This window comes from Pseudomonas koreensis (assembly GCF_012986595.1).
GTDB classification, from domain to species: domain Bacteria; phylum Pseudomonadota; class Gammaproteobacteria; order Pseudomonadales; family Pseudomonadaceae; genus Aquipseudomonas; species Aquipseudomonas koreensis.
The window spans coordinates 51,243-72,592 of sequence record NZ_JAAQYM010000002.1; the positions used below are offsets into that span (position 1 = coordinate 51,243).

Sequence of the window (21,350 nt, forward strand, 5' to 3'; positions counted from 1 at the left end):
CACTCCCCGAAAAAATACCGATCAATGCATTCAAGCTAGGCGGTTTCGCCCAGTTAGCCAGTTTCCCGGCCGGTTAGACAGTGGGTCAGCGCTCTTCGAGCACCAGAATCAGCGCTTCATCGGCCAACTGATCGAGGCTCAGGCTGCCGCCGGCACGGAACCAGGTGGTGGTCCAGGACAGCGCGCCCGTGAGAAAACGTCGGGTTACAAACACATCACCCCGAATGAACCCGGCCGCCTTGGCTTCGCCCAGCACCTGCAGCCAGATATCTTCGTAGACATCGCGCAGGGCCAGGACTTTGGCCTGGCCCTCTTCGGACAACGAACGCCATTCGTAGACCAGCACCGCCATGGCTTCGCCACTGCCGCCCATGATCGACTGCAACTCGCAGCGGATCAGCGCCAGCACCCGTTCGCGCACGTTGCTCGCGTCGGCCAGCGCGGCGCGCATCAACGCGGTGTTGTAGCGGATGGTCTCTTCCATCACTGCCCGGAGGATTTCATCCTTGCTTTTGAAGTGATGAAAAATGCTCCCGGACTGAATCCCCACCGCGCCGGCCAGGTCGCGCACGGTGGTGCGTTCATAACCCTTGTTGCGAAACAGGTGAGCGGCGACCTGCAGCAGTTTGCCGCGGGCGCTGTCAGGGTCGGTCAGTTGGCCCTGGTCGACCAGTTCGCGCATGACCCTCAGGGCTTTTTGCTCGTCCACCCGTTCTCTCCTACAGTCGATCAGTCTGTTGCCCCCTGAACACGCAGGGTTGCGCGCAATTTAAGCCGCGGGCCGCGACCAAGCAAGCGCTTGGGCAGAAGTTATTTCAGCTGTTTACAAACCAAGCGCTTGCTTGGTAGCCTCCAGACACTTCTGTCGCAGGTTCCTGAGTCGGAGACAACCATGCCAACCACCGTTCGCATCGGATGCGCCAGCGCATTCTGGGGTGACACCAGCACCGCTGCCGCTCAGCTTGTGACAGGCGGACGCCTGGATTATCTGGTGTTTGATTACCTGGCCGAGATCACCATGTCGATCATGGCCGGCGCCCGCATGAAGGACCCGCAGGCCGGGTTCGCCGCGGACTTCATCGAAGTGCTCGCGCCGCTGCTGCCGCAACTCGCCGAACAGCACATCCGCGTCATCAGCAACGCCGGCGGGGTCAATCCACGGGCCTGTGCCGCCGCCCTGCAAGCGGCCTGCGACAAGGCCGGTGTGGCGCTGAAAATCGCCGTGCTGCTGGGCGACGACCTGCAACCGCAATTCAAGCAACTCGCCGCGCAGGGCATCCATGAGATGTTCAACGGCACGCCGCTGCCGCCGATGTGCGTGTCAACCAATGCCTACCTGGGCGCGCCGGGCATCGTCGAGGCGTTGCGTCTGGGCGCCGACATCGTCATCACCGGGCGGGTGGTCGACAGCGCGGTGGTCAGTGCGGCGCTGGTGCATGAATTCGGCTGGGCGTGGCACGACTACGACAAACTCGCCCAGGCCGCGCTGGCCGGGCACATCATCGAGTGCGGCGCGCAGTGCACCGGGGGCAATTTCACCGACTGGCGCGACGTGCCGGATTACGAACACATCGGTTTTCCGATCGTGGAAGTCAGCGCCGACGGCCAGTTCATCGTCAGCAAAGCCGAAGGCACTGGCGGCCTGGTGACACCGCTGACCGTCGGCGAACAGATGCTCTACGAAATCGGCGACCCGCAGGCGTATCTGCTGCCGGACGTGGTCTGCGATTTCAGCCAGGTCAAACTCCAGCAGCAAGGCAAAAACGCCGTGCATGTGCACGGTGCCAAAGGCTTGCCACCGAGCGACAAATACAAGGTCAGCGCCACCTGGCCGGACGGCTTTCGCTGCACCGCCAGTTGCCTGATCGCCGGCATCGATGCGGTGGACAAGGCGCGCCGCGTCAGTCAGGCAATCATCGATAAGACTGCCGAAATGTTCAGCCAGCGCGGCTGGCCGCCCTACAGCGAAGTCGACATCGAACTGCTCGGCAGCGAAGCCACCTACGGCCCTCACGGCCGGCGCCGCGACAGCCGCGAGGTGGTGATCAAACTCGCCGTGCGCCATCCACAGAAACAGGCGCTGGTGCTGTTCTCCCGGGAGATCGCCCAAGCCGCCACCGGCATGGCACCGGGGCTGACCGGCATCGTTGGCGGGCGCCCGACGGTGTACCCGCTGATCCGCCTGTTCTCGTTCCTGATCGATAAAACGGTCTGTTCCCTGCACGTCGACATGGCCGGTGAACAGCATCCCTGCACCCTGCCCGCGCAGGCGCCACTCGACAGCCACGACCTGCCCACCCCGGACCAGCCACCCAAACCCCAGGGCCGTGCCGACGCCAGTGTGCCGCTGGTGAAACTGGCGGTGGCGCGCTCCGGTGACAAGGGCAACCACAGCAATATCGGCGTGCTGCCGCGCCGGCCGGAATACCTGCCGTGGATCGCCGAAGCGCTGACCCCGGCAGTGATCGTCGACTGGATGCGCCATGTGCTCGACCCGATTCACGGTCGGGTCGAACGCTGGTATCTGCCCGGCACCCACAGCCTGAACTTCCTGCTGGAAAACGCCCTCGGCGGCGGCGGTGTCGCGAGTCTGCGCATCGACCCACAGGGCAAGGCCTTCGCCCAGCAACTGCTGGAAATCCAGATCCCGGTGCCGCAGAGCATCGCCGAACAACTCGACTAGAGGTTGGGCTTCATGGCTTACGCATCGATTTTCAAAGCCGATCTGTTCAGCGGCCAGACCATCATCGTTACCGGTGGCGGCAGCGGTATCGGGCGCTGCACCGCGCATGAACTGGCGGCCCTCGGGGCCACGGTGCTGCTGGTCGGGCGCAAACCGGAAAAGCTGCAAAAGGTCGCCGCCGAAATCGCCGAAGACGGCGGCCGCGCCCACTGGCAAGCCTGTGACATCCGTGACGAGGACGCGGTGAAGCAACTGGTCACCGGGTTGATCGCCGAACACGGGCCGATCCACGGTCTGGTCAATAATGCCGGCGGCCAGTACCCGTCACCGTTGGCCTCGATCAATCAGAAAGGCTTTGAAACCGTGCTGCGCACCAATCTGGTCGGCGGCTTTCTGATGGCCCGGGAAGTGTTCAACCAGTCGATGAGCAAGCACGGCGGCAACATCGTCAACATGCTCGCCGACATGTGGGGCGGGATGCCCGGCATGGGCCACTCGGGCGCAGCACGTTCGGGCATGGACAATTTCACCAAGACTGCCGCGTTCGAATGGGGCTACGCCGGGGTGCGGGTCAATGCGGTGGCGCCGGGCTGGATCGCCTCCAGCGGCATGGACACCTACGAAGGCGCGTTCAAAGCGGTGATCCCGACCTTGCGCGAACACGTGCCGCTCAAGCGCATCGGCACTGAATCGGAAGTCAGCGCGGCGATCGTTTTCCTGCTCAGTCCGGCGGCGGCGTTCATCAGTGGCAGCACTTTGAAAATCGATGGTGCCGCGAGCCTCGGCAGCCGCGCGTGGCCGCTGCACAAGGCGAGCCACAGCGAGTCGTTCAACGGTTTCCATCGGGCGTACTTGCCCGACGTCCTCAAGGACAAGGAGTAAGCCATGCCGCAGATCCAGTCCCAACTCGATCCGCACAGTGAAGCCTTCGCCCGCAACCGCGCAGCGATGCTCACGGCCATCGAGCACGTCCAGCAACTGGAACAGAACCTGCTGAACAAGGCCGCCGAAGCCAAGGCCAAATTCGCCAAGCGCGGACAGCTTCTGCCTCGCGAACGCCTGAACCTGTTGCTCGACCCCGGCGCACCGTTCCTCGAACTGGCGAGCCTGGCCGGCTACAAACTGCACGACGACAAGGACGGCAGCGCCGCTGGCGGTGGTTTGATCGCCGGCATCGGCTACGTATCCGGCGTGCGCGCACTGGTGGTGGCCAACAACAGTGCGATCAAGGGCGGCACGATCTCGCCAAGCGGACTGAAAAAATCCCTGCGTCTGCAACAGATCGCCCAGGAAAACAAACTGCCGGTGATCACTCTCGCCGAAAGCGGCGGCGCCAATCTCAACTACGCCGCCGAGATCTTTGTCGAAGGCGCGCGCAGCTTTGCCAATCAGGCACGGATGTCGGCCATGGGCCTGCCGCAGATCACTGTGGTGCATGGCTCGGCCACGGCCGGTGGCGCCTATCAGCCGGGCCTGTCGGATTACGTGGTGGTGGTGCGCGGCAAGGCCAAACTGTTTCTCGCCGGGCCGCCGCTGCTCAAAGCCGCGACCGGTGAAATCGCCACCGATGAAGAACTGGGCGGTGCCGAGATGCACGCGCAGGTCGCCGGCACCGCCGAATACCTGGCGGAAAACGATGCCGACGGCGTGCGCCTGGTGCGCGAGATCCTGCGCATGCTGCCGTGGAACGAACAACTGCCGTGGTTGCCGGAGCCGCAATATAAAGAGCCGCTCTACCCCATCGATGAACTGCTCGGACTGATTCCCGACGACCCGAAAAAGCCCTATGACGTGCGCGAAATCATCGCGCGCATTGCAGACGAATCCTGCTTTCTCGAATTCAAAGGTGAGTTCGATCAACAGACCGTGTGCGGCCAACTGAAAATCCAGGGCCGCGCCTGTGGATTGATCGGCAACAACGGCCCGATCACCCCGGCCGGCGCGAGCAAGGCCGCGCAGTTCATTCAGCTGTGCGACCAGAGTCAGACGCCGCTGCTGTTCTTCCACAACACCACCGGGTTCATGGTGGGCACCGAGTCCGAACAGCAAGGCGTGATCAAGCACGGCTCGAAGCTGATTCAAGCGGTGGCCAATGCGCGGGTGCCTAAACTGACGATGGTCGTCGGCGGCTCCTACGGTGCCGGCAACTACGCGATGTGCGGGCGTGGCCTCGATCCGCGCTTCATCTTCGCCTGGCCCAACAGCCGCACCGCGGTGATGGGCGGCGCACAAGCCGGCAAAGTCTTGCGCATCGTCACCGAAGCCAAGCAGCTCAAGGACGGCCTGACACCGGACCCGAAAATGCTCGACATGCTCGAACAGGTCACCGCGCAGAAGCTCGACAGCCAGTCCACTGCGCTCTACGGCAGCGCCAACCTGTGGGACGACGGGCTGATCGACCCGCGCGACACCCGCACCCTGCTCGGCTACCTGCTGGATATCTGTCACGAGGCCGACATTCGCACGCTGCAACCCAACAGCTTCGGCGTCAGCCGCTTCTGACTGCCACGGATCCCAAGGAGAACAATAAAAATGATCTTCACCCCGGAACACGAAGCACTGCGCCGCACCGTTCGCCAGTTTGTCGAGCACGAGATCAATCCACACGTCGATGAGTGGGAAAAGGCCGGGCGTTTTCCGATCCACGAGATATTCCGCAAGGCCGGCGACCTCGGTCTGCTGGGGATTTCCAAACCGGAAAAATTCGGTGGCATGGGCCTCGACTACAGCTACTCGATTGTCGCCGCCGAAGAGTTCGGCACCATCCATTGCGGCGGCATTCCGATGTCGATCGGCGTGCAGACCGACATGTGCACCCCGGCGCTGGCCCGCTTCGGCTCCGATGAGTTGCGTGAACAATTCCTCCGTCCGGCGATTAGCGGTGAGCAGGTCGGTTGCATCGGCGTCTCGGAAGTCGGCGCCGGCTCCGACGTCGCCGGCCTCAAGACGACCGCGCGCAAGGACGGCGACGACTACGTGATCAACGGCAGCAAGATGTGGATCACCAACTCGCCGAGCGCCGACTTCATCTGCCTGCTGGCCAACACCTCGGATGACAAGCCGCACATCAACAAGTCGCTGATCATGGTGCCGATGAACACCCCGGGCATCAGCCTCAGCTCGCACCTGGACAAGCTCGGCATGCGCAGCTCGGAAACCGCCCAGGTGTTCTTCGACAACGTGCGCGTGCCGCAGCGCAACCGCATCGGCCACGAAGGCGCCGGGTTCATGATGCAGATGCTGCAGTTCCAGGAGGAACGTCTGTTCGGCGCAGCGAACATGATCAAGGGCCTGGAATACTGCGTCGACAGCACCATCGAGTACTGCAAGGAACGCAAGACCTTCGGCAACGCGCTGATCGACAATCAGGTGATCCACTTCCGCCTCGCCGAACTGCAGACCGAAATCGAATGCCTGCGGGCGCTGGTGTATCAGGCCACCGAGCAGTACATCAAAGGCCAGGACGTCACCCGGCTGGCGTCGATGGCCAAGCTCAAGGCCGGGCGCCTCGGTCGTGAAGTCAGCGACAGCTGCCTGCAATATTGGGGCGGCATGGGCTTCATGTGGGACAACCCGGTGGCCCGCGCCTACCGCGATGTGCGGCTGGTGTCGATTGGCGGCGGCGCCGACGAAATCATGCTCGGGATCATCTGCAAACTGATGGGCATCCTGCCGGGGAAAAAGAAATGAGCCCCCTGCCCGACTGCCAGACCCTGCTGCTGGAGCAACATGGCGGCGTGTTGCACATCACCCTCAATCGCCCGGACAGCCGCAATGCGATGAGCCTGCAGATGGTCGCCGAACTGCGCGCGGTACTGGCGGCAGTGCGGGATGAACGCCGCGTGCGCGCCCTGGTGCTCAGTGGCGCCGGCGGGCATTTCTGTGCCGGCGGCGACATCAAGGACATGGCCAATGCCCGTGCGCAGGGGGCCGACGCCTACCGCGCGTTGAACCGTGCGTTCGGCGCCCTGCTGCAAGAAGCGCAACACGCTCCGCAAGTGCTGATCAGCGTATTGCAGGGCGCGGTGCTCGGCGGCGGGTTCGGACTGGCCTGCGTCAGTGACATCGCGATGGCCGATCACCAGGCGCAGTTCGGCCTGCCGGAAACCAGCCTCGGTCTGCTGCCGGCGCAGATCGCGCCGTTCGTGGTGCAGCGCATCGGCCTGACCGAAACCCGCCGACTGGCGCTGACCGCCGCACGCTTCGACGGCCATCAGGCGCGGCGTCTGGGCCTGGTGCATTTTGTCGAGCAGGACCCGCAAGCGCTGGCCGAGCGCCTCGACGAAGTGCTCGATCATGTCCTGTGCTGCGCGCCCGAAGCGAATGCCATGACCAAGAAACTGCTGCTCGCCAGTGCCGGGCAGCCGTCGAGTGAATTGCTGGATGAGGCGGCGCAATGGTTCAGCGACGCGGTGACTGGCGAAGAAGGGATCGAGGGCACCCTGGCTTTCGTGCAAAAGCGTAAACCGAAGTGGGCACCTTAAAAGCTTCGCGAGCAGGCTCGCTCCCACAGGGGCAACGCATTCCAGATGTGGGAGCGAGCCTGCTCGCGAAGAGGCCAGCACATGCACCGCAAATTCCGAGGAAACAGCCATGCCCACCCTCCACAAAATCCTGATCGCCAACCGCGGTGAAATCGCCTGCCGCATCCAGCGCACCGCCCAGGCCCTGGGCTATCGCACCGTCGCCGTGTTCAGCGACGCCGACGCCGAGGCCTTGCACGTGCAGGTGGCCGACCAAGCGGTGAACATCGGCCCGGCACCGGTGCAACAGTCCTACCTGAACATCCCGGCGATCCTCGACGCCGCGCGCCGCAGCGGCGCCGACGCGATCCACCCCGGCTACGGTTTCCTCTCGGAAAATGCCGGGTTCGCCCGCGCCTGCGAAGAAGCTGGCCTGACCTTTATTGGCCCAAGTGCCGAGGCCATCGAGCTGATGGGCAGCAAGCGCCTGTCGAAAATCGCCATGCTCGACGCCGGCGTACCGTGCATCGCCGGCTATCAAGGCGCGGCGCAGGACGACGCCACCTTGCTGCGCGAAGCCGAACGCATCGGCTATCCGCTGATGATCAAGGCCAGCGCCGGCGGTGGGGGGCGCGGCATGCGCCTGGTGCACAACAGCGACGACCTGCCGGCGCAATTGCGCACGGCGCGCTCCGAGGCCTTGAACGGTTTCGGCAGTGACGAACTGATCCTCGAACAGGCTTTGATCGAACCGCGGCACGTCGAGGTGCAGCTGTTCGGCGATTGCCACGGCAACCTGGTTTACCTCGGCGAACGCGATTGCTCGGTGCAACGGCGCCACCAGAAAGTCATCGAGGAGGCGCCCTGCCCGATCATGACGCAGGCGTTGCGTCAGGCCATGGGCGAAGCGGCGCTCAAGGCTGGCCGCGCGGTGAATTACGTCGGCGCCGGGACGGTCGAGTTTCTGCTCGATGCCCGTGGGCAATTCTATTTTCTGGAAATGAATACCCGTCTGCAGGTAGAGCATCCAGTCACCGAGCTGATCACCGGGCTGGACCTGGTCGCCTGGCAACTGGCAGTCGCCGAAGGGCAGCCGCTGCCCTTGACCCAGGATCAGGTCACCCTCAACGGCCACGCCATGGAAGTGCGTCTGTATGCCGAAGACCCGACGCAGAATTTCCTGCCGCAAACCGGGCTTATTCAGGCCTGGGAACCGGCCTTGAGCCCAGGGGCGCGGATCGATCATGGCTTGCGTGAAGGTCAGTCGATCAGTCCGTTCTATGACCCGATGCTCGGCAAACTGATCGCCCACGGCGCCACCCGCGAAGAGGCGCGGCGCAAGTTGCTGCGTGCGGTGCAGGACAGCGTGCTGCTCGGCGTACAGAGCAATCAACGTTTGCTCGACAGCCTGCTGCAACATCCGCAGTTCATCAGCGGCGAATTCAGCACCGCGTTCATCGCCCAACATTTCACCGACCACCCTTGCCTGCACGCGTACGCCCCCGGTGCCGAGGAGTTGGCCATCGCTGCCGTGCTGTTTTATCAGTCAGGCGCGCAAGCGCATCGGGCATCGCTCAAGGGCTGGCGCAACAATGCCGGAGTACCGCTGAATTACCGCCTCGGCCTTGAAGAGCAGGACTGGGCGCTGCAACTGCTGGCGGGCAGCGACGGGCGCTTCACCGTCACTGTGATGGAGCGTTCGCTGATCCTGAAGGTTATCGATGGCGACACGCGCTCAGTGACCCTGGAGATCGATGGCCTGCGCCAGTGTCACGCCTACCGACTAGAGGGTGAAGCGCTCTGGCTGTTCACCCATCCTGGCAACCTGCGGCTGGAGGATCGAACTCATGCGCGGGTCAGCAGTCAGAGCAGCGTCAGCTCCGGCACGCTGAAGGCGCCGATGGACGGTGCCATCGTCGACGTACTGGTCAGCGAAGGCAGCCCGGTCAGCAAAGGTCAGTTGCTGGTGGTGCTGGAGGCAATGAAAATGGAGCACCCGCTCAAGGCCGGCATCGACGGCGTGCTCAAGCGGGTGCAGGTCAAGGTCGGCGATCAGGTAAAGAATCGTCAGGTTCTGTTGCAGGTCGAGTGAGTCGCCAGGCGCAAACGCAAGGTTTGACTACGCTCTGATCTATCAGGACGCGTAAATCAGGAAACCTGCGATGCCCCATTGGCTGGTCATTGATCTGGAAGCCACCACCGATGAAGGTGGCTGGCCGGTTACGGAAATGGAAATCATCGAAATCGGCGCCACGCTGGTCGATCGTGCCGGTCGCGAGCAGGATCACTTTCAGCGCTTCGTCAAACCCACCCGGCGGCCGTTGTTGACGGCGTTCTGCCGTGAGCTCACGCACATCACTCAGGCCAATATCGACGCCGCGCAGCCGTTGAACGAGGTCTGGCCGGCCTTCGAACGCTGGCTGGGCCAGCACCAGACGCGGCTCGAGGGCTGGGTCAGTTGGGGTGACTACGACCGCAAGCAATTGCTCCAGGAATGGCAGCGCCTGCAACTCGACAGCGTGTTGAGCCGGGTGCCGCACATGAACCTCAAACAGCGCTTTGCCAAGGCCCGGCGCCTGGATCGGCCGTTGGGGCTCAATGGTGCGCTGCAACTGGCGGGCATGCAGTTCAGCGGTCAACAGCACCGGGCGCTGGAAGACGCACGCAATACCGCACGGTTGTTGCCGCTGGTGTTGCCACTCTAGAGTCAGGGCGGGAACTCGCCGGACACGCGCCGGGCAGGTGACGGCGCCAGGAGCGTTGTGCATACTGGCCAGCCTTTTTTAACCCTTTTTTGCCCTTTTCGAGAGGAATCGCCCATGTTCAAAGTCAACGAGTACTTCGACGGCACCGTCAAGTCGATCGCTTTTGGCACCGCTGAAGGTCCGGCGACCATTGGCGTCATGGCCCCGGGCGAATACGAATTCGGCACCGCTCAGCGTGAAATCATGCACGTGGTCTCCGGCGCCCTGACCGTCAAACTGCCAGACAGCAGCGACTGGGAAACCTTCGCGGCCGGCAGCCAGTTCAACGTCCCGGCCAACAGCAAGTTCCAGCTGAAAGTCGCCGTCGACACCGCTTACCTGTGCGAATACCGCGGCTAAGCCCACGGTTTTTCCCGGCGCAAAAAAATGCCCGTGTCTCAGGACACGGGCATTTTCATTTCAGGGCCGGTTACTCGAGGATTTCCACCGGCATCCCGACTTCCAGCTGACCATTGCTGTCGTTGACCAGGTTCTGGCCGAACATCGCGCCATCGGCCTGGGCACGGTGTTTCTGCAGGGTCGCCAGCGGTTCACGATCGGCACTGCGTTCCCCGGTTTGCGGATCAATCGTGGTCAGAATGCAACGCGCGCAGGGTTTCACCACACGGAACTCGACATCGCCGATACGAATGCGCTTCCAGCCATCTTCGGCGAACGCCGTGCTGCCTTCGATCACCAGATTCGGCCGGAAACGCAGCATCTCCAGCGGCCGCCCGACCTTTTGCGCCAGATCCTGCAACGACGCCTCGCCGATCAGCAACAACGGGAAGCCATCAGCGAATGCCACTTGATCGTCCTCGCGACCATAGCCGTCCTGAGTCAGGCGGGCGCGATTCAGTGGCACCTGCACCAGCCGGGTGGGTTTGCCAATGAAATCGCTGACCCAACGGGCCGCTTCGTCACCGGCATCCGGTACGCGCAAGGTATCGCGCCAGATGGTCACGCCGCGCAGGTCGGAATCCGCCTCGGGTAACGGCACATCAAGTGCCGCATGCCCGGGCGCGCTCAGGGTCAGACCGCCCTGCGCATTCCACAGTGCCGACAGCTGGACCATTTTCGCTTCGGCGCGCTGGGTCAGGAAGCGCCCGCTGGCCTCGTCCACCAGCATCCAGCGGCGGTCTCCTTCAAGGCCCAGTTTGTCCAGGCCAATCGATTGCAGAACTTCAGGCTTGCCGGATTTCAACGGGTAACGATAAAGCGCGCTCAGACGCAGCATGGCCAGCTTCCTGGTGGCTAAAAAAGCCACCCTATACGAGCTTTATCTGCGAATCAAAGGCTGATGCACGCCCCTGCAAAGATATTTTGTGGCGAGGGGATTTATCCCCGATGGGGCACGAAGCGGCCCCACTTGCAACAACAAAGCAGGACTGCTGCGCAGTCCGTCGGGGATAAATCTCCTCGCCACAGGACGTTGCTTCAGGCCGGCACTTCATCGAGCATCAGACGCTGACGCACCACATCAACGAGCTTGTCCGGCTGAAACTTGGAGAGGAAGTTGTCGCAGCCGACCTTTTTCACCATCGAGTCGTTGAAGCTGCCGGACAGCGAAGTATGCAGCACCACGTACAGCCCACGCAGACGTGGGTCGTTGCGGATTTCGGTGGTCAGGCGATAACCGTCCATTTCCGGCATTTCCGCGTCGGTGAACACCATCAGCAGCTTGTCGGTCATGTTCACGCCGGTATCGGCCCAGGCCTTGAGCATGTTCAGCGCCTTCAGGCCATCGCTGGCGATGTGCATTTTCACCCCGAGCTGGCCGAGGGTGTCGCGCAATTGCGAAAGCGCGACGTTGGAGTCGTCCACCAGCAGCACTTCACGACCGCGGGCACGCTCCAGCACCGGGTCATCGAGCTTGTCGCGCGAGACCTTGGCGTTGTACGGGACGATTTCGGCGAGGACTTTCTCGACGTCGATGATTTCCACCAGTTGCTCGTCGACCTTGCTGATCGCAGTCAGGTAATGCTGGCGTCCGGCGCTGGTCGGCGGCGGCAGGATGGCTTCCCAATTCATGTTGACGATGCGATCCACGCCACCGACGAGGAAGGCCTGCACCGAACGGTTGTACTCGGTGACGATGATGGTGCTGTTCGGACCCGGCACCAGCGGGCGCATGCCGATCGCCTGGGACAGGTCGATCACCGGCAGCGTCTGGCCGCGCAGGTTGACCACGCCGCAGACAAACGGGTGGCGCTGCGGCATCAGGGTCAGCTTCGGCAGTTGCAGAACTTCCTGAACCTTGAACACGTTGATCGCGAACAATTGGCGTCCGGCCAGTCGAAACATGAGAATTTCCAGGCGATTCTCACCCACCAGTTGCGTGCGTTGGTCTACCGTGTCGAGAATGCCGGCCATCAATGACTCCTGGGCTTGTTCTGATGAATTCACTAAGAGGGGTTATCGGCTGTTTATGGCGAATCTTGATCCCCGTAAAAATTACTATCAAAATGCCATACACGAGCATTGATGTCACATTAACATCATGCTTTACTGACCCAGTGTTTTCATCTGCTACATTCTCTTCTGGCGCGACCACGGTTTGCGCCACAGGTTCCCGCGTGTAAGGGAATCCCCTAGTAGCAATCAGGCCCAACCTGATGTTCGCAATATCCAATAGCCATTAATGTGACGCCATTCTCATTGCATGAACGGAGTCAGGCTATTGTGTGCGATCGCAGTTCGGTGGAAACGTATCCTCTCGACACCCTCAGTCTGTGCACTTGCACGCCGGGGCGCGGTCTCGCGACGATTCACGATCGTCGACACACACGGCATTCCCTCATCAGACATGACGCTGTGGAGATAAGCATGCCAATCGACCGCAAAGACTGGGCACAACGCTTTCCCGAATTTCTTGTCGAGGCTGAAACACTCCTGGCCAAGTCCGAAGAATGCCTGAGTCACCTGCAACTGATCAGCAACGACAAGGACGCCATCGACTGCATGCGCAGCACCCTGCTCAAGCTTGCGAGCCGGGCTGAAGCGTTGGCACTGGAAGCGATCTCCGAGTTTTCCCTGCACATTCACAGCCTGCTCAATCACGCGCCGGATCACATTGATCTGCACGCCCAGGCCTTGGATGCGCTCAAGGATTGTTTCACCCTGATGGCCTGGCAAATCGAGCTGGTCGATCAGAACACTGGCCAGTTGAGTCTGGATAACAGCGAGCAGACATCCCTGATCGAAGCTTTTGCATTCCAGGTCGGTCAAAGCCAGTTTCAACCGCAACTATCGAGCCATTCGCCATTGCTTGCGTCCTACTCGGAGCGCCAGGCCTGATTTGCCGCTATCAATGCGTAAATCGAGGTTGTAGATGCGGATTGCTGAATGTCGCAAATGAATAGTTCATACCTGCCAGCGACAAACCGAACTAAATAATCACACCTGATTGCCGCGGATATTTTCCCGCCGCCTCAGGGTTTGCCTGTGTCTGTATAACGAGCAACTTCAGGCAATATCGGTGTCCATCGAGCACAATAAAGCGAGTTTTTTCCATAATGGAACTCACGTCCAACAGGGCGTTTTCCTGACTCATTGGACATATATGGCAAACGCGACCAACGGTATCTTAAGTGGTATTATGCCGACCATTAGTTGTTCCCAATTAATGGCACAGTGATTCAGTGACAGGCATCCACCGAAGTTGGCGGTCAATATCGTTCACTGAACCTCGTTAAAATCAATAACATAATTGACAGCATTTTCAGACAGAGATCCGCCCGCCACCGGCCGGTCTACCCGCAGCGAACATCCATTGGCTCCATCCGTTATGTACGCCAGCCTCAAGTCAATCACCACATGGCCACCCTCCCGGGAAAATGCACGCCGGTTCACACTCATATTGTGTGTCATCGCCACCGTCGGCAGCCTGCTGACCTACGGTCTGTCCGCGCCACTGTCATTGGGTCTGCTGCTGTTGAACGTGGCCGCCACCGCGTGTGTATGGGTGCAATATCGGCTGTCGCGCAAATCGATAAAGTTCCAGCCCCAGGAACTCGCGGACCGTCTACTCGAAGTTCAGGAAAACGAGCGGCACCGACTCAGCCGCGAACTGCATGACGATATCGGCCAGTTGCTGACCGCCGCCAAGCTGCAAAGCGAGTGGCTCAAGAGACGCCTGCCGCAGGATCTGCAAGAGCAATGCTCGACACTCTGCGACACCCTTGAAGAAACCCTGAACAAGGTGCGCGATGTGTCAGCCATTCTCAATCCGCGCCAACTGACCAGCCTCGGCCTCGAAGCCAGCCTGCGCGCGCACCTGCTCAAGACGCTGGCCAACTCCTCGGTCCACTGGAGCCTCGACTGCCAGCAGCGGCTCAATGGCATCCCGGAAGAAATGGCGGTCGCCGCTTTTCGCATTACCCAGGAAGCGGTCACCAACATTTTGCGTCACGCGCAGGCGAAAAACCTGCTGATCCGCGTGCAACGCCTGCCGCAAGGCCTGACGTTGTTCATCAGCGACGATGGCCTGGGATTTGCGCCTGCCGCCGACCCGGGCCGCGAAGGACAACGTGGCATGGCCGGGATGGCCGAGCGAATCGAACAACTGGGCGGTACGCTGAATGTCATCAGCGAGCCGGGCAAAGGCACTCAAATCGAAGCACTATTCCCCTGGGCGCCCCGTGCACTCGAGCGGGCCAGTACGAATAAGGTTATGCGTTGACTTGTAACTTACTTCTGGTGGATGACCACTCGCTGATCAGGGCCGGCGTGCGCGCTCTGGTGCTCGACATTCCCGGTTACGCGGTCGTTGGCGAAGCCAGCGATGGCTCGCAGTTGCTCGAAATGGTCGAGCAATTGGCGCCCGACATCGTGTTGCTGGATATCTCGATGAAGGAAACCAGCGGACTGGAAGCCCTGCAACGGCTCAAGCGGGTGCGCCCACAGAGCAAGGTGCTGATCCTGTCGATGCACACCGATCCGGCGCTGATCATGCAAGCTCTGGAGTCCGGTGCTCACGGTTATCTGCTCAAGGACACCACGGCCACCGAGCTTGAGCACGCCCTTGAAGCGCTGCGCAACAATGAACGCTACCTGAGCCCGGCGATTGCCCATACGGTAATCAACCAGGCCCTGACCCGCACGCAGAAAAACCAGCCGGAAGTGGCCGACTCGCACAACCTGACGGCACGTCAGCTGGAAATCCTGCGGTTGATCGTGCGCGGCAAGTCCACCCGGGAAATCGCCAATGGCCTGGGCCTGAGCATCAAGACCGTCGAAACCCACCGCTCGCAGATCATGAAACGCCTGCAGATCTACGACGTGGCGGGTCTGGTGCTGTTCGCCGTGCGCGAGCAGATCATCAGTCTCGACGACTGATCGACCGGGCGCCGCCCAGCAGCGGTGAATGCTCGGGCAAATGCACCTGCAAGGCCCCCGGACGTGCCTCGAAGCGCAGGCTGTCGCCTTCCAGCGGCTCGCCATCAAGATTGATGCTCAGGCCCTCGGCGACCTTGATTTCGACCCAGGGCAACCGGGCCCGGACAAACATATTGTCGAGGCCGAAACCGTCACTGAGCAGACTTTTCAGCGTGCCGACCAGCTCCTGCGGCGCCGGCAGGATGCTGATATCCAGCAGCCCGTCATCCGCCAGGGCTTGCGGACACAATTCATGCCCGCCACCCGCCTGGCGACCATTGCCGATACCCAGCGCCAGCAGCTCGCCACTCCAGTGAAAATCCGGCCCCTGCAGTTCGCCGTAGGCCGCATGCAACTCACTGAAACGCGACAGACCGGTAAACAGATAGGCCGCCCCGCCGAGCACCTTTTTCAAGTCTTCAGAGGTATTAGCCGTGACCTGGCTGCCGAAACCACCCGTCGCCATGTTGAGGAAGATCTGCCCACCGACGGCGCCCAGATCAATGTTTCGCGGTGGCACATCCAGCAGCTCCAGGGCCTCGGCCGGCTCCAGCGGGATTCCGGCAGCACGGGAAAAGTCGTTGGCCGTGCCCAACGGCAACAGCACCAGACTGGCCTGGTGCGAATGGGCGGCGAGCGCCTCGGCAATATCGCGCAACGTGCCATCGCCACCGCCGGCAATAATCTGTTTGTAGCCAGCGGCCAGTGCCTCGTGCACCAGCCGCTGCGCATCACCGGCCTCCCAGGTCAGCCGTACCGCCAGCTCCCAGCCCTGCTTGCGCTTTCCTTCGACGGCGGCGCGAACCGCCTCATTGAGTGCCTGCTTGCCATGCAGAATCAACAGCGCCTTGCGTTCACTCATAATGGTCACTCCCCAAGATTGAATCGGTATGAACTATCTTGACCACTGACGCACGCAAAAAAGCCGCAAGATTCACTTTTAATTCAAGCGTCTGACCTGCAGCGTCCTACACAGCGGTATTTTTTCTTACAACATGTGAGGAATCGGCTCAATTGACCCATCACGATCATTGATTCACCGTGTGCAGGTGGCATCAATCTTCGATTTAACAACACAAGGATGTGCAGGTAATGAGTGGATACACCCTCGGGGCTGGCAACTGTTTGAACCATGGAAAGGTTAGCGAGCTGACATTTGAAACAGCTGACGGACATTTCCATGCACAGCCATGAAGCCAGAATTTCAACCAGTCCGGTCGCCCCCCTTAATGAAAGCCGCGCCAGTCACACACCCGATTTCAAAAAGAGCGCTAGAAACACTGGAGACGTAGATATGGAACCGCGTGTGACCGAACTGGAAACCCACCTCAAATACATTCGCCGGGACATGGACGAAGTCCGCAGTGATGTCAAAACCATCAAACACCGTCTCGCCTATTCGGCAGGTGCCATGGCCGTTGTTTTGGGGTTGCTGGGCTGGGTTGCCAACAGCCGGTTCGATCAGTTGGTCACACTGATGAGCCATTGATCGAGGAATGCAGGCATCGACGCTAATATGGGTCGAGCCTGCACTTGCTGGACGGGATCAGCCGAGCAGATCACTCAGAGGAATGAAGACGACTTGATCGCCTTCTACCAGCGTCCGGCCCTCCCGCACTTCGACCAATCCATCCGCCCAGGCTGCACTGCGCAACACCCCTGAGCTTTGATTGCGGTAGATGATTGCCTGGCCCTGCTCAAGTCGGCCCCGTAAATATTCACGCCGATTGCCGGCCACCGGCCAGACGAAACCTGCCGGCACCGTGAACTTCAGCGGCTCGACATCCTGCACACCCTGACGGCGCAACAGATAGGGCCGCGTGAGCAAGGCAAAGGTCACCAGCGTCGAAGCCGGGTTACCCGGCAGACCAATGACCGGCACATGACGAAAATGACCGAACGTCAGCGGTTTTCCCGGTTTGATGGCCAGTTTCCACAGCGCCAGCTCGCCTTCTTCCCGCAACGCGATGCCAAGGAAGTCCGCTTCGCCAACCGAGACGCCGCCCGTCGAGAGGATCAGGTCGACATCCTGCAAGTCGCCCAGACGGGCACGGGTAGTCTCCAGATTATCCGGCAGAATACCGGCATCGATCACTTCGCATCCCAGGCGCTGCAGCCAGCTGCACAACACCACCCGATTGCTGTTGTAGATCTGCCCCGGCCCCAACGCCTGGCCGGGCTCGACCAGCTCATCTCCGGTGGAGAGCACCGCCACCCGCACCTTGCGCACCACGTTCAACCCGGCGCACCCCAACGACGCGGCCAAACCTTGCTCGATCGGTCCCAACCGGGTGCCTGCCGGCAGGATCAGCTCACCGACGGTGGTTTCCTGGCCCTGCGGGCGAATGTTCTGGCCGACGCTCATGGTTTCGGTAAAACGCACCCGGCCATCGTCCTGAACCTCGGCGTTTTCCTGCATCTGCACGCAATCCGCTCCGGCAGGCACAGGCGCACCGGTGAAGATTCGCGCACAGGTGCCGGGCTTCAATGCTTCGGGCGCCTGCCCGGCGAACACCTTCTGACTGACCGGCAGCGGTTCTCCGGTCCAGTCAGCCAGATTCAGCGCGTAACCATCCATGGCACTGTTTGGCCAGGGCGGCAGGTCGAGTGTCGAGATCAAGTCGTCGGCCAGCACCCGCCCCTCGACCTCAGCCAACGGCAGGAACTCCTGCTCGACAATCGGCGTGGCATCGGCCATTGCCAGCAGCCGAACCAGTGCATCTTCAACAGGCATCAGGCTCCCGGTCTTGCCCGGCTTACCCACGGGATTCACAAGGTGCCGCCTGTTTCAGGTGCGTGACGAAGTTGCACGGACGGTGACGCGAATCCAGTTGCTCCGCCAGAATGCCGTCCCAACCGGTGCGCACGGCATTGGTCGAACCGGGCAGGCAGCACACCAGGGTGCCATTGGCCAGACCGGCGAGCGCCCGCGATTGCACGGTCGATGTTCCGATATCCGCCACCGATATCTGGCGGAACAATTCACCAAATCCGTCGACCTGCTTGTCGAGCAGGCACGCCACGGCTTCCGGCGTGCTGTCACGCCCGGTGAAACCGGTGCCGCCGGTAATCAGCACGACCTGCACCACGTCTTCGGCAATCCAGTGGGCCACTTGCGCACGGATCTTGTACAGATCATCTTTGAGCAGGACCCGTTCCGCCAGGTGGTGGCCGGCAGCGGTCAGACGGTCGACAAAGACCTGGCCTGAGGTGTCGGTTTCCAGGGTTCGGGTATCACTGACAGTCAGCACCGCAATGTTCAGCGGTGCAAAAGGTACATCGGCCTTGGCTTTCATTAGGCTCGTCCAGTTGTAGGGGAAACAGCCCGGTGTTATATCACAGCGCCTGAATTTTTCGCCGCCCGCTGGAGAGCCGCATGACCTCGAATACGCCATTGCCCCCCTGCTCCATTCTGCTCCTGGCGGGAGGACGCGGGCAGCGCATGGGCGGCCAGGACAAGGGGCTGATCGAATGGCAGGGTGAACCACTGATAGCGCATCTGCAGCGCAAGGTGCGGCCGCTGACCGAAGACCTGATCATCTCCTGCAACCGCAATCACGAACGTTATGCGGCGTTCGCCGACCAACTGGTGAGTGATGAAGAAGGCGACTTTCCCGGACCATTGGCCGGGATCCTCGCCGGGCTCAAGGCTGCGCGCCTGCCACAACTGTTGGTCCTGCCCTGCGACGTGCCGCGCATTGACGCTGAACTGCTGCACGGCATGCGCGAAACCGCCGCCCGGTTTCCTGAAAAACCTTTAATGTTGCGTCATGACGACCACTGGGAGCCCCTGCTTTGCGTGATTCCGGTGGCCCTGCTGCCCGCCTTCGAAACCGCCTGGAACGCTGGTGAGCGCAGCCCCGGCCGGATCATGCGCAACCTCGACGCCACGGCCCTGCAATGCCCGGACAATGACCCGCGACTGGCCAACCTGAACACCCCCGAACTGTTAAATGCGCATAACACTGTGTCAGACTGACAGCATTCAAGGAACTCTCACGCCTTGTATACGTCTCAAGCTCAGTAACCAAAAGTATTCCCATTCGGAGACACACTCATGACTCAACGGACCCTCGCCACTTTCATGCTCGCACTGGGCCTGGCAACGCTCGCTGGTTGCTCCTCGCCAACAGTGATCACCTTGAATGACGGTCGCGAAATCCAGGCCGTCGACACCCCGAAATACGACGAAGATTCGGGCTTCTACGAGTTCAAGCAGCTCGACGGCAAAGAGACCCGCCTCAACAAGGATCAGGTTCGTACCGTTAAAGAGCTGTAAGCTTCAGGTCGATACCGGATACAGAAAAGCCCGCATTGCTGCGGGCTTTTTCATGGGCGCGGAAAAGCGGGTGATATCACCACTGCAGGGTGATCTGGCTCTCGAATGAACGCTCTTCACCCGTTACCGGGTCGACAAACCGCAGCCCCTGCGCCAGCAGCTTCAACGGATTGGCGTAGTCATCCTCAGCGTCTTTCAACACGTCCGGATAAAACGGGTCATTGCAGATGCTGGCTCCCAACGCGGTCATGTGCACCCGCAACTGATGCTTCTTGCCGGTCACCGGGTACAGGCCGTAGCGCCACAGATCACCGTTCTTTTCCCGCACTTCCACCGCCGTTTCCGTATTGGCGACACCCGGCCCTTCCTGCATGCGGAAAAACGGTTCGCCGTCGACCAGTCGGCTTTTGTGCACCAGCGGGAACTCCAGCTCAGGCAGCGCACGGGCGATCGCTTCATAGCGTTTATCGATCTGCCGCGTCGGGAACAACGACTGATAAGCCGAACGGGTCTGCGGGTTGGCCGAGAAAATCACCAGCCCCGCCGTGTGCCGGTCGATGCGGTGCAGCGGCACCAGATGCGGGTTGTCCAGGCGCCGGATCAGTCGGCGCAGCAACGTCTGCTCGACATACTCGCCGGCCGGTGTCACTGGCAGGAAATGCGGCTTGTCCGCCACCACCAGATGTTCGTCCGCATACAGGATCGACTCGAGTACCGGGATCGGCTTCTCATCCGGCACTTCACGGAAGTAGTGAATGCGCAGGCCTTCCTTGTACGGCAGGTCCAGCGCAATCGGCTGGCCTTGGCCGTCCAGCACCCGCCCGCGGGCGATCCGGTCCAGCCATTGCTCGCGACTGATCGCCCTGAAATGCTCACACAGGCAATCAAACACGGTCAGCCAGGTGCCCGGCGGCAGGTAAAGGGTGCTGGCCTGATTCTGAGCAGCGGAAAATGTTGGTGTGGACATACGGAAATTCGAACCCTCGATGCAGGTCGGCATTATCCAACACTGAGCGATACGAACCTAGCGCAGATTCCCTGCCCGCCTCAGGCCGGGATCGCCTTCAGCGCTGCGGCTTCGGTGAATTCCTTGAGCCAGCGCAGCACATCGACCGCCTCCCAACGCCCAGGGTCATACAAGGCGTACAACAACCCCTGATAACCGACCACGTCCAGTTGCTTGTGATAACCGGCACGCTGGAACAGCGCCTCGATTTCGGCAAAGCAGGTGTTGAAGTGCAGTTTGTTGAAAGGCGTCTTGCCCTCCGTGACCAGCCCGTCCAGGCGCAGCTCGAGGACCGCCTCGCGCACCACGTCAACCGACATCCGGTTCACGCTGTTCTTCAACTGTTCGACATTGACCACGGTTCGTCCCTCTGACTGCCGGATTCACCTGCTCAGGTCATCCAAAGCAGCAGGCCCATCCAATTACTGTATGCGCATACAGTAACCGAATAAACCGCAGAGTGCCAAGGGAACGATGCCCGTCACGACCAGCGGAAACCGTGGCGCGTCAGCGAACAGACGGCTCAGCTCAGGAAGTCCACTACTTGATCGGCATTGAACGGCCAGCCCAGTTCCGCACCGGTATCGACCCGGCGCAGCAGCGGAATCCGCAGGCTGTAAGCCTCGAACCAGGATTCATCGTCGGCAATATCTACCAGTTCCACCAGCAGACCGTGCTCGACGAAAGGCATCAACTCGGCCTCTGCCAACTCACACAGATGGCATCCCAAGGTGCCGAACAACTGACATTCAGGAGGCATGATCGATCAACCGGAAAAATGAGCGTTCATTCTAGGCCT

23 protein-coding genes are annotated in these 21,350 nt (G+C 61.2%); 14 read left to right on the plus strand and 9 right to left on the minus strand.

The window, feature by feature from the left end:
- Positions 1-85: 85 nt before the first annotated feature.
- A complete protein-coding gene (locus HBN98_RS05290; protein WP_064588495.1) occupies positions 86-709 on the minus strand; it encodes a TetR/AcrR family transcriptional regulator in 624 nt (207 codons plus the stop codon).
- A 183-nt stretch (positions 710-892) separates the two neighbouring features.
- Between HBN98_RS05290 and HBN98_RS05295 the strand changes: the two genes are divergently transcribed.
- The 8 genes from HBN98_RS05295 to ppnP all read left to right on the plus strand — a co-directional run bounded on the left by HBN98_RS05295 (position 893) and on the right by ppnP (position 10,250).
- Positions 893-2,683 (plus strand): acyclic terpene utilization AtuA family protein, encoded by a 1,791-nt coding sequence (locus HBN98_RS05295; RefSeq protein WP_083368339.1) that lies wholly within the window; start codon positions 893-895, stop codon positions 2,681-2,683.
- Between the two features lie 12 nt (positions 2,684-2,695).
- Complete coding sequence (locus HBN98_RS05300; RefSeq protein ID WP_083368338.1) at positions 2,696-3,565, plus strand: SDR family oxidoreductase; 870 nt, start codon at positions 2,696-2,698, stop codon at positions 3,563-3,565.
- 3 nt (positions 3,566-3,568) lie between these two features.
- Positions 3,569-5,185, plus strand: coding sequence for a geranyl-CoA carboxylase subunit beta (atuC, locus tag HBN98_RS05305; RefSeq protein ID WP_083368337.1), 1,617 nt, complete (start codon positions 3,569-3,571; stop codon positions 5,183-5,185).
- A gap of 30 nt (positions 5,186-5,215) precedes the next feature.
- On the plus strand, positions 5,216-6,373 hold the full coding sequence (gene atuD / locus HBN98_RS05310) for a citronellyl-CoA dehydrogenase (RefSeq protein ID WP_064588499.1): 1,158 nt from the start codon (positions 5,216-5,218) through the stop codon (positions 6,371-6,373).
- Positions 6,370-7,167 carry an enoyl-CoA hydratase/isomerase family protein gene (locus HBN98_RS05315; RefSeq protein WP_083368336.1) on the plus strand — a complete coding sequence of 266 codons (798 nt, stop codon included), beginning with the start codon at positions 6,370-6,372 and terminating at the stop codon, positions 7,165-7,167. Before atuD ends, HBN98_RS05315 begins: the two co-directional genes overlap by 4 nt.
- Positions 7,168-7,276: 109 nt before the next feature.
- Positions 7,277-9,238: an acetyl/propionyl/methylcrotonyl-CoA carboxylase subunit alpha gene (locus HBN98_RS05320; protein WP_083368335.1), complete on the plus strand. Its 1,962-nt coding sequence runs from the start codon at positions 7,277-7,279 to the stop codon at positions 9,236-9,238.
- Between the two features lie 70 nt (positions 9,239-9,308).
- Positions 9,309-9,851: a 3'-5' exonuclease gene (locus HBN98_RS05325; RefSeq protein WP_064588502.1), complete on the plus strand. Its 543-nt coding sequence runs from the start codon at positions 9,309-9,311 to the stop codon at positions 9,849-9,851.
- Positions 9,852-9,965: 114 nt separating this feature from the next.
- Complete coding sequence (gene ppnP, locus HBN98_RS05330) at positions 9,966-10,250, plus strand: pyrimidine/purine nucleoside phosphorylase (RefSeq protein WP_003226701.1); 285 nt, start codon at positions 9,966-9,968, stop codon at positions 10,248-10,250.
- A gap of 70 nt (positions 10,251-10,320) precedes the next feature.
- On the opposite strand, the gene HBN98_RS05335 is transcribed toward ppnP, so the two are convergent.
- Together HBN98_RS05335 and HBN98_RS05340 are read right to left on the minus strand one after the other, a co-directional pair.
- On the minus strand, positions 10,321-11,127 hold the full coding sequence (locus HBN98_RS05335; RefSeq protein ID WP_083368334.1) for an MOSC domain-containing protein: 807 nt from the start codon (positions 11,125-11,127) through the stop codon (positions 10,321-10,323).
- A gap of 200 nt (positions 11,128-11,327) precedes the next feature.
- Positions 11,328-12,263, minus strand: a complete 936-nt coding sequence (locus HBN98_RS05340; RefSeq protein ID WP_025113180.1) for a chemotaxis protein CheV — start codon at positions 12,261-12,263, stop codon at positions 11,328-11,330.
- Positions 12,264-12,716: 453 nt separating this feature from the next.
- Here HBN98_RS05340 and HBN98_RS05345 point away from each other — a divergent pair, with 453 nt between their 5' ends.
- The 3 genes from HBN98_RS05345 (at position 12,717) to HBN98_RS05355 (ending at position 15,227) form a co-directional block, all read left to right on the plus strand.
- Positions 12,717-13,187 carry a hypothetical protein gene (locus HBN98_RS05345; protein ID WP_064588504.1) on the plus strand — a complete coding sequence of 157 codons (471 nt, stop codon included), beginning with the start codon at positions 12,717-12,719 and terminating at the stop codon, positions 13,185-13,187.
- A gap of 490 nt (positions 13,188-13,677) precedes the next feature.
- Positions 13,678-14,571: a sensor histidine kinase gene (locus HBN98_RS05350; protein WP_064588505.1), complete on the plus strand. Its 894-nt coding sequence runs from the start codon at positions 13,678-13,680 to the stop codon at positions 14,569-14,571.
- Entirely contained in the window at positions 14,568-15,227 is a 660-nt protein-coding gene (locus HBN98_RS05355; protein WP_083368333.1) for a response regulator transcription factor, read from the plus strand. The genes HBN98_RS05350 and HBN98_RS05355 overlap by 4 nt, the downstream gene beginning before the upstream one ends.
- Here the strand turns inward: HBN98_RS05355 and yegS are convergent.
- Complete coding sequence (gene yegS / locus HBN98_RS05360; protein WP_083368332.1) at positions 15,211-16,128, minus strand: lipid kinase YegS; 918 nt, start codon at positions 16,126-16,128, stop codon at positions 15,211-15,213. The two genes, HBN98_RS05355 and yegS, sit on opposite strands and share 17 nt — an antisense overlap.
- Before the next feature lie 318 nt (positions 16,129-16,446).
- Here yegS and HBN98_RS05365 point away from each other — a divergent pair, with 318 nt between their 5' ends.
- Positions 16,447-16,755 carry a hypothetical protein gene (locus HBN98_RS05365; RefSeq protein ID WP_169844044.1) on the plus strand — a complete coding sequence of 103 codons (309 nt, stop codon included), beginning with the start codon at positions 16,447-16,449 and terminating at the stop codon, positions 16,753-16,755.
- 57 nt (positions 16,756-16,812) lie between these two features.
- Here HBN98_RS05365 and HBN98_RS05370 read toward each other — a convergent pair whose 3' ends face one another.
- Both HBN98_RS05370 and moaB read right to left on the minus strand, forming a co-directional pair.
- On the minus strand, positions 16,813-18,039 hold the full coding sequence (locus HBN98_RS05370) for a molybdopterin molybdotransferase MoeA (RefSeq protein WP_083368331.1): 1,227 nt from the start codon (positions 18,037-18,039) through the stop codon (positions 16,813-16,815).
- On the minus strand, positions 18,023-18,562 hold the full coding sequence (gene moaB / locus HBN98_RS05375; protein WP_083368330.1) for a molybdenum cofactor biosynthesis protein B: 540 nt from the start codon (positions 18,560-18,562) through the stop codon (positions 18,023-18,025). The genes HBN98_RS05370 and moaB overlap by 17 nt, the downstream gene beginning before the upstream one ends.
- Before the next feature lie 80 nt (positions 18,563-18,642).
- Between moaB and mobA the strand changes: the two genes are divergently transcribed.
- Both mobA and HBN98_RS05385 read left to right on the plus strand, forming a co-directional pair.
- Positions 18,643-19,245: a molybdenum cofactor guanylyltransferase MobA gene (gene mobA / locus HBN98_RS05380; protein ID WP_064588510.1), complete on the plus strand. Its 603-nt coding sequence runs from the start codon at positions 18,643-18,645 to the stop codon at positions 19,243-19,245.
- A 78-nt stretch (positions 19,246-19,323) separates the two neighbouring features.
- On the plus strand, positions 19,324-19,545 hold the full coding sequence (locus HBN98_RS05385) for a YgdI/YgdR family lipoprotein (RefSeq protein ID WP_064588511.1): 222 nt from the start codon (positions 19,324-19,326) through the stop codon (positions 19,543-19,545).
- A 76-nt stretch (positions 19,546-19,621) separates the two neighbouring features.
- Here the strand turns inward: HBN98_RS05385 and HBN98_RS05390 are convergent, their stop codons facing one another.
- The 3 genes from HBN98_RS05390 to HBN98_RS05400 form a co-directional block, all read right to left on the minus strand.
- On the minus strand, positions 19,622-20,512 hold the full coding sequence (locus HBN98_RS05390; RefSeq protein WP_083369412.1) for a pseudouridine synthase: 891 nt from the start codon (positions 20,510-20,512) through the stop codon (positions 19,622-19,624).
- Between the two features lie 80 nt (positions 20,513-20,592).
- Entirely contained in the window at positions 20,593-20,910 is a 318-nt protein-coding gene (locus HBN98_RS05395; protein WP_064588512.1) for a hypothetical protein, read from the minus strand.
- A gap of 164 nt (positions 20,911-21,074) precedes the next feature.
- A complete protein-coding gene (locus HBN98_RS05400; RefSeq protein ID WP_083368329.1) occupies positions 21,075-21,311 on the minus strand; it encodes a glutaredoxin family protein in 237 nt (78 codons plus the stop codon).
- Between the last annotated feature and the right edge of the window lie 39 nt (positions 21,312-21,350).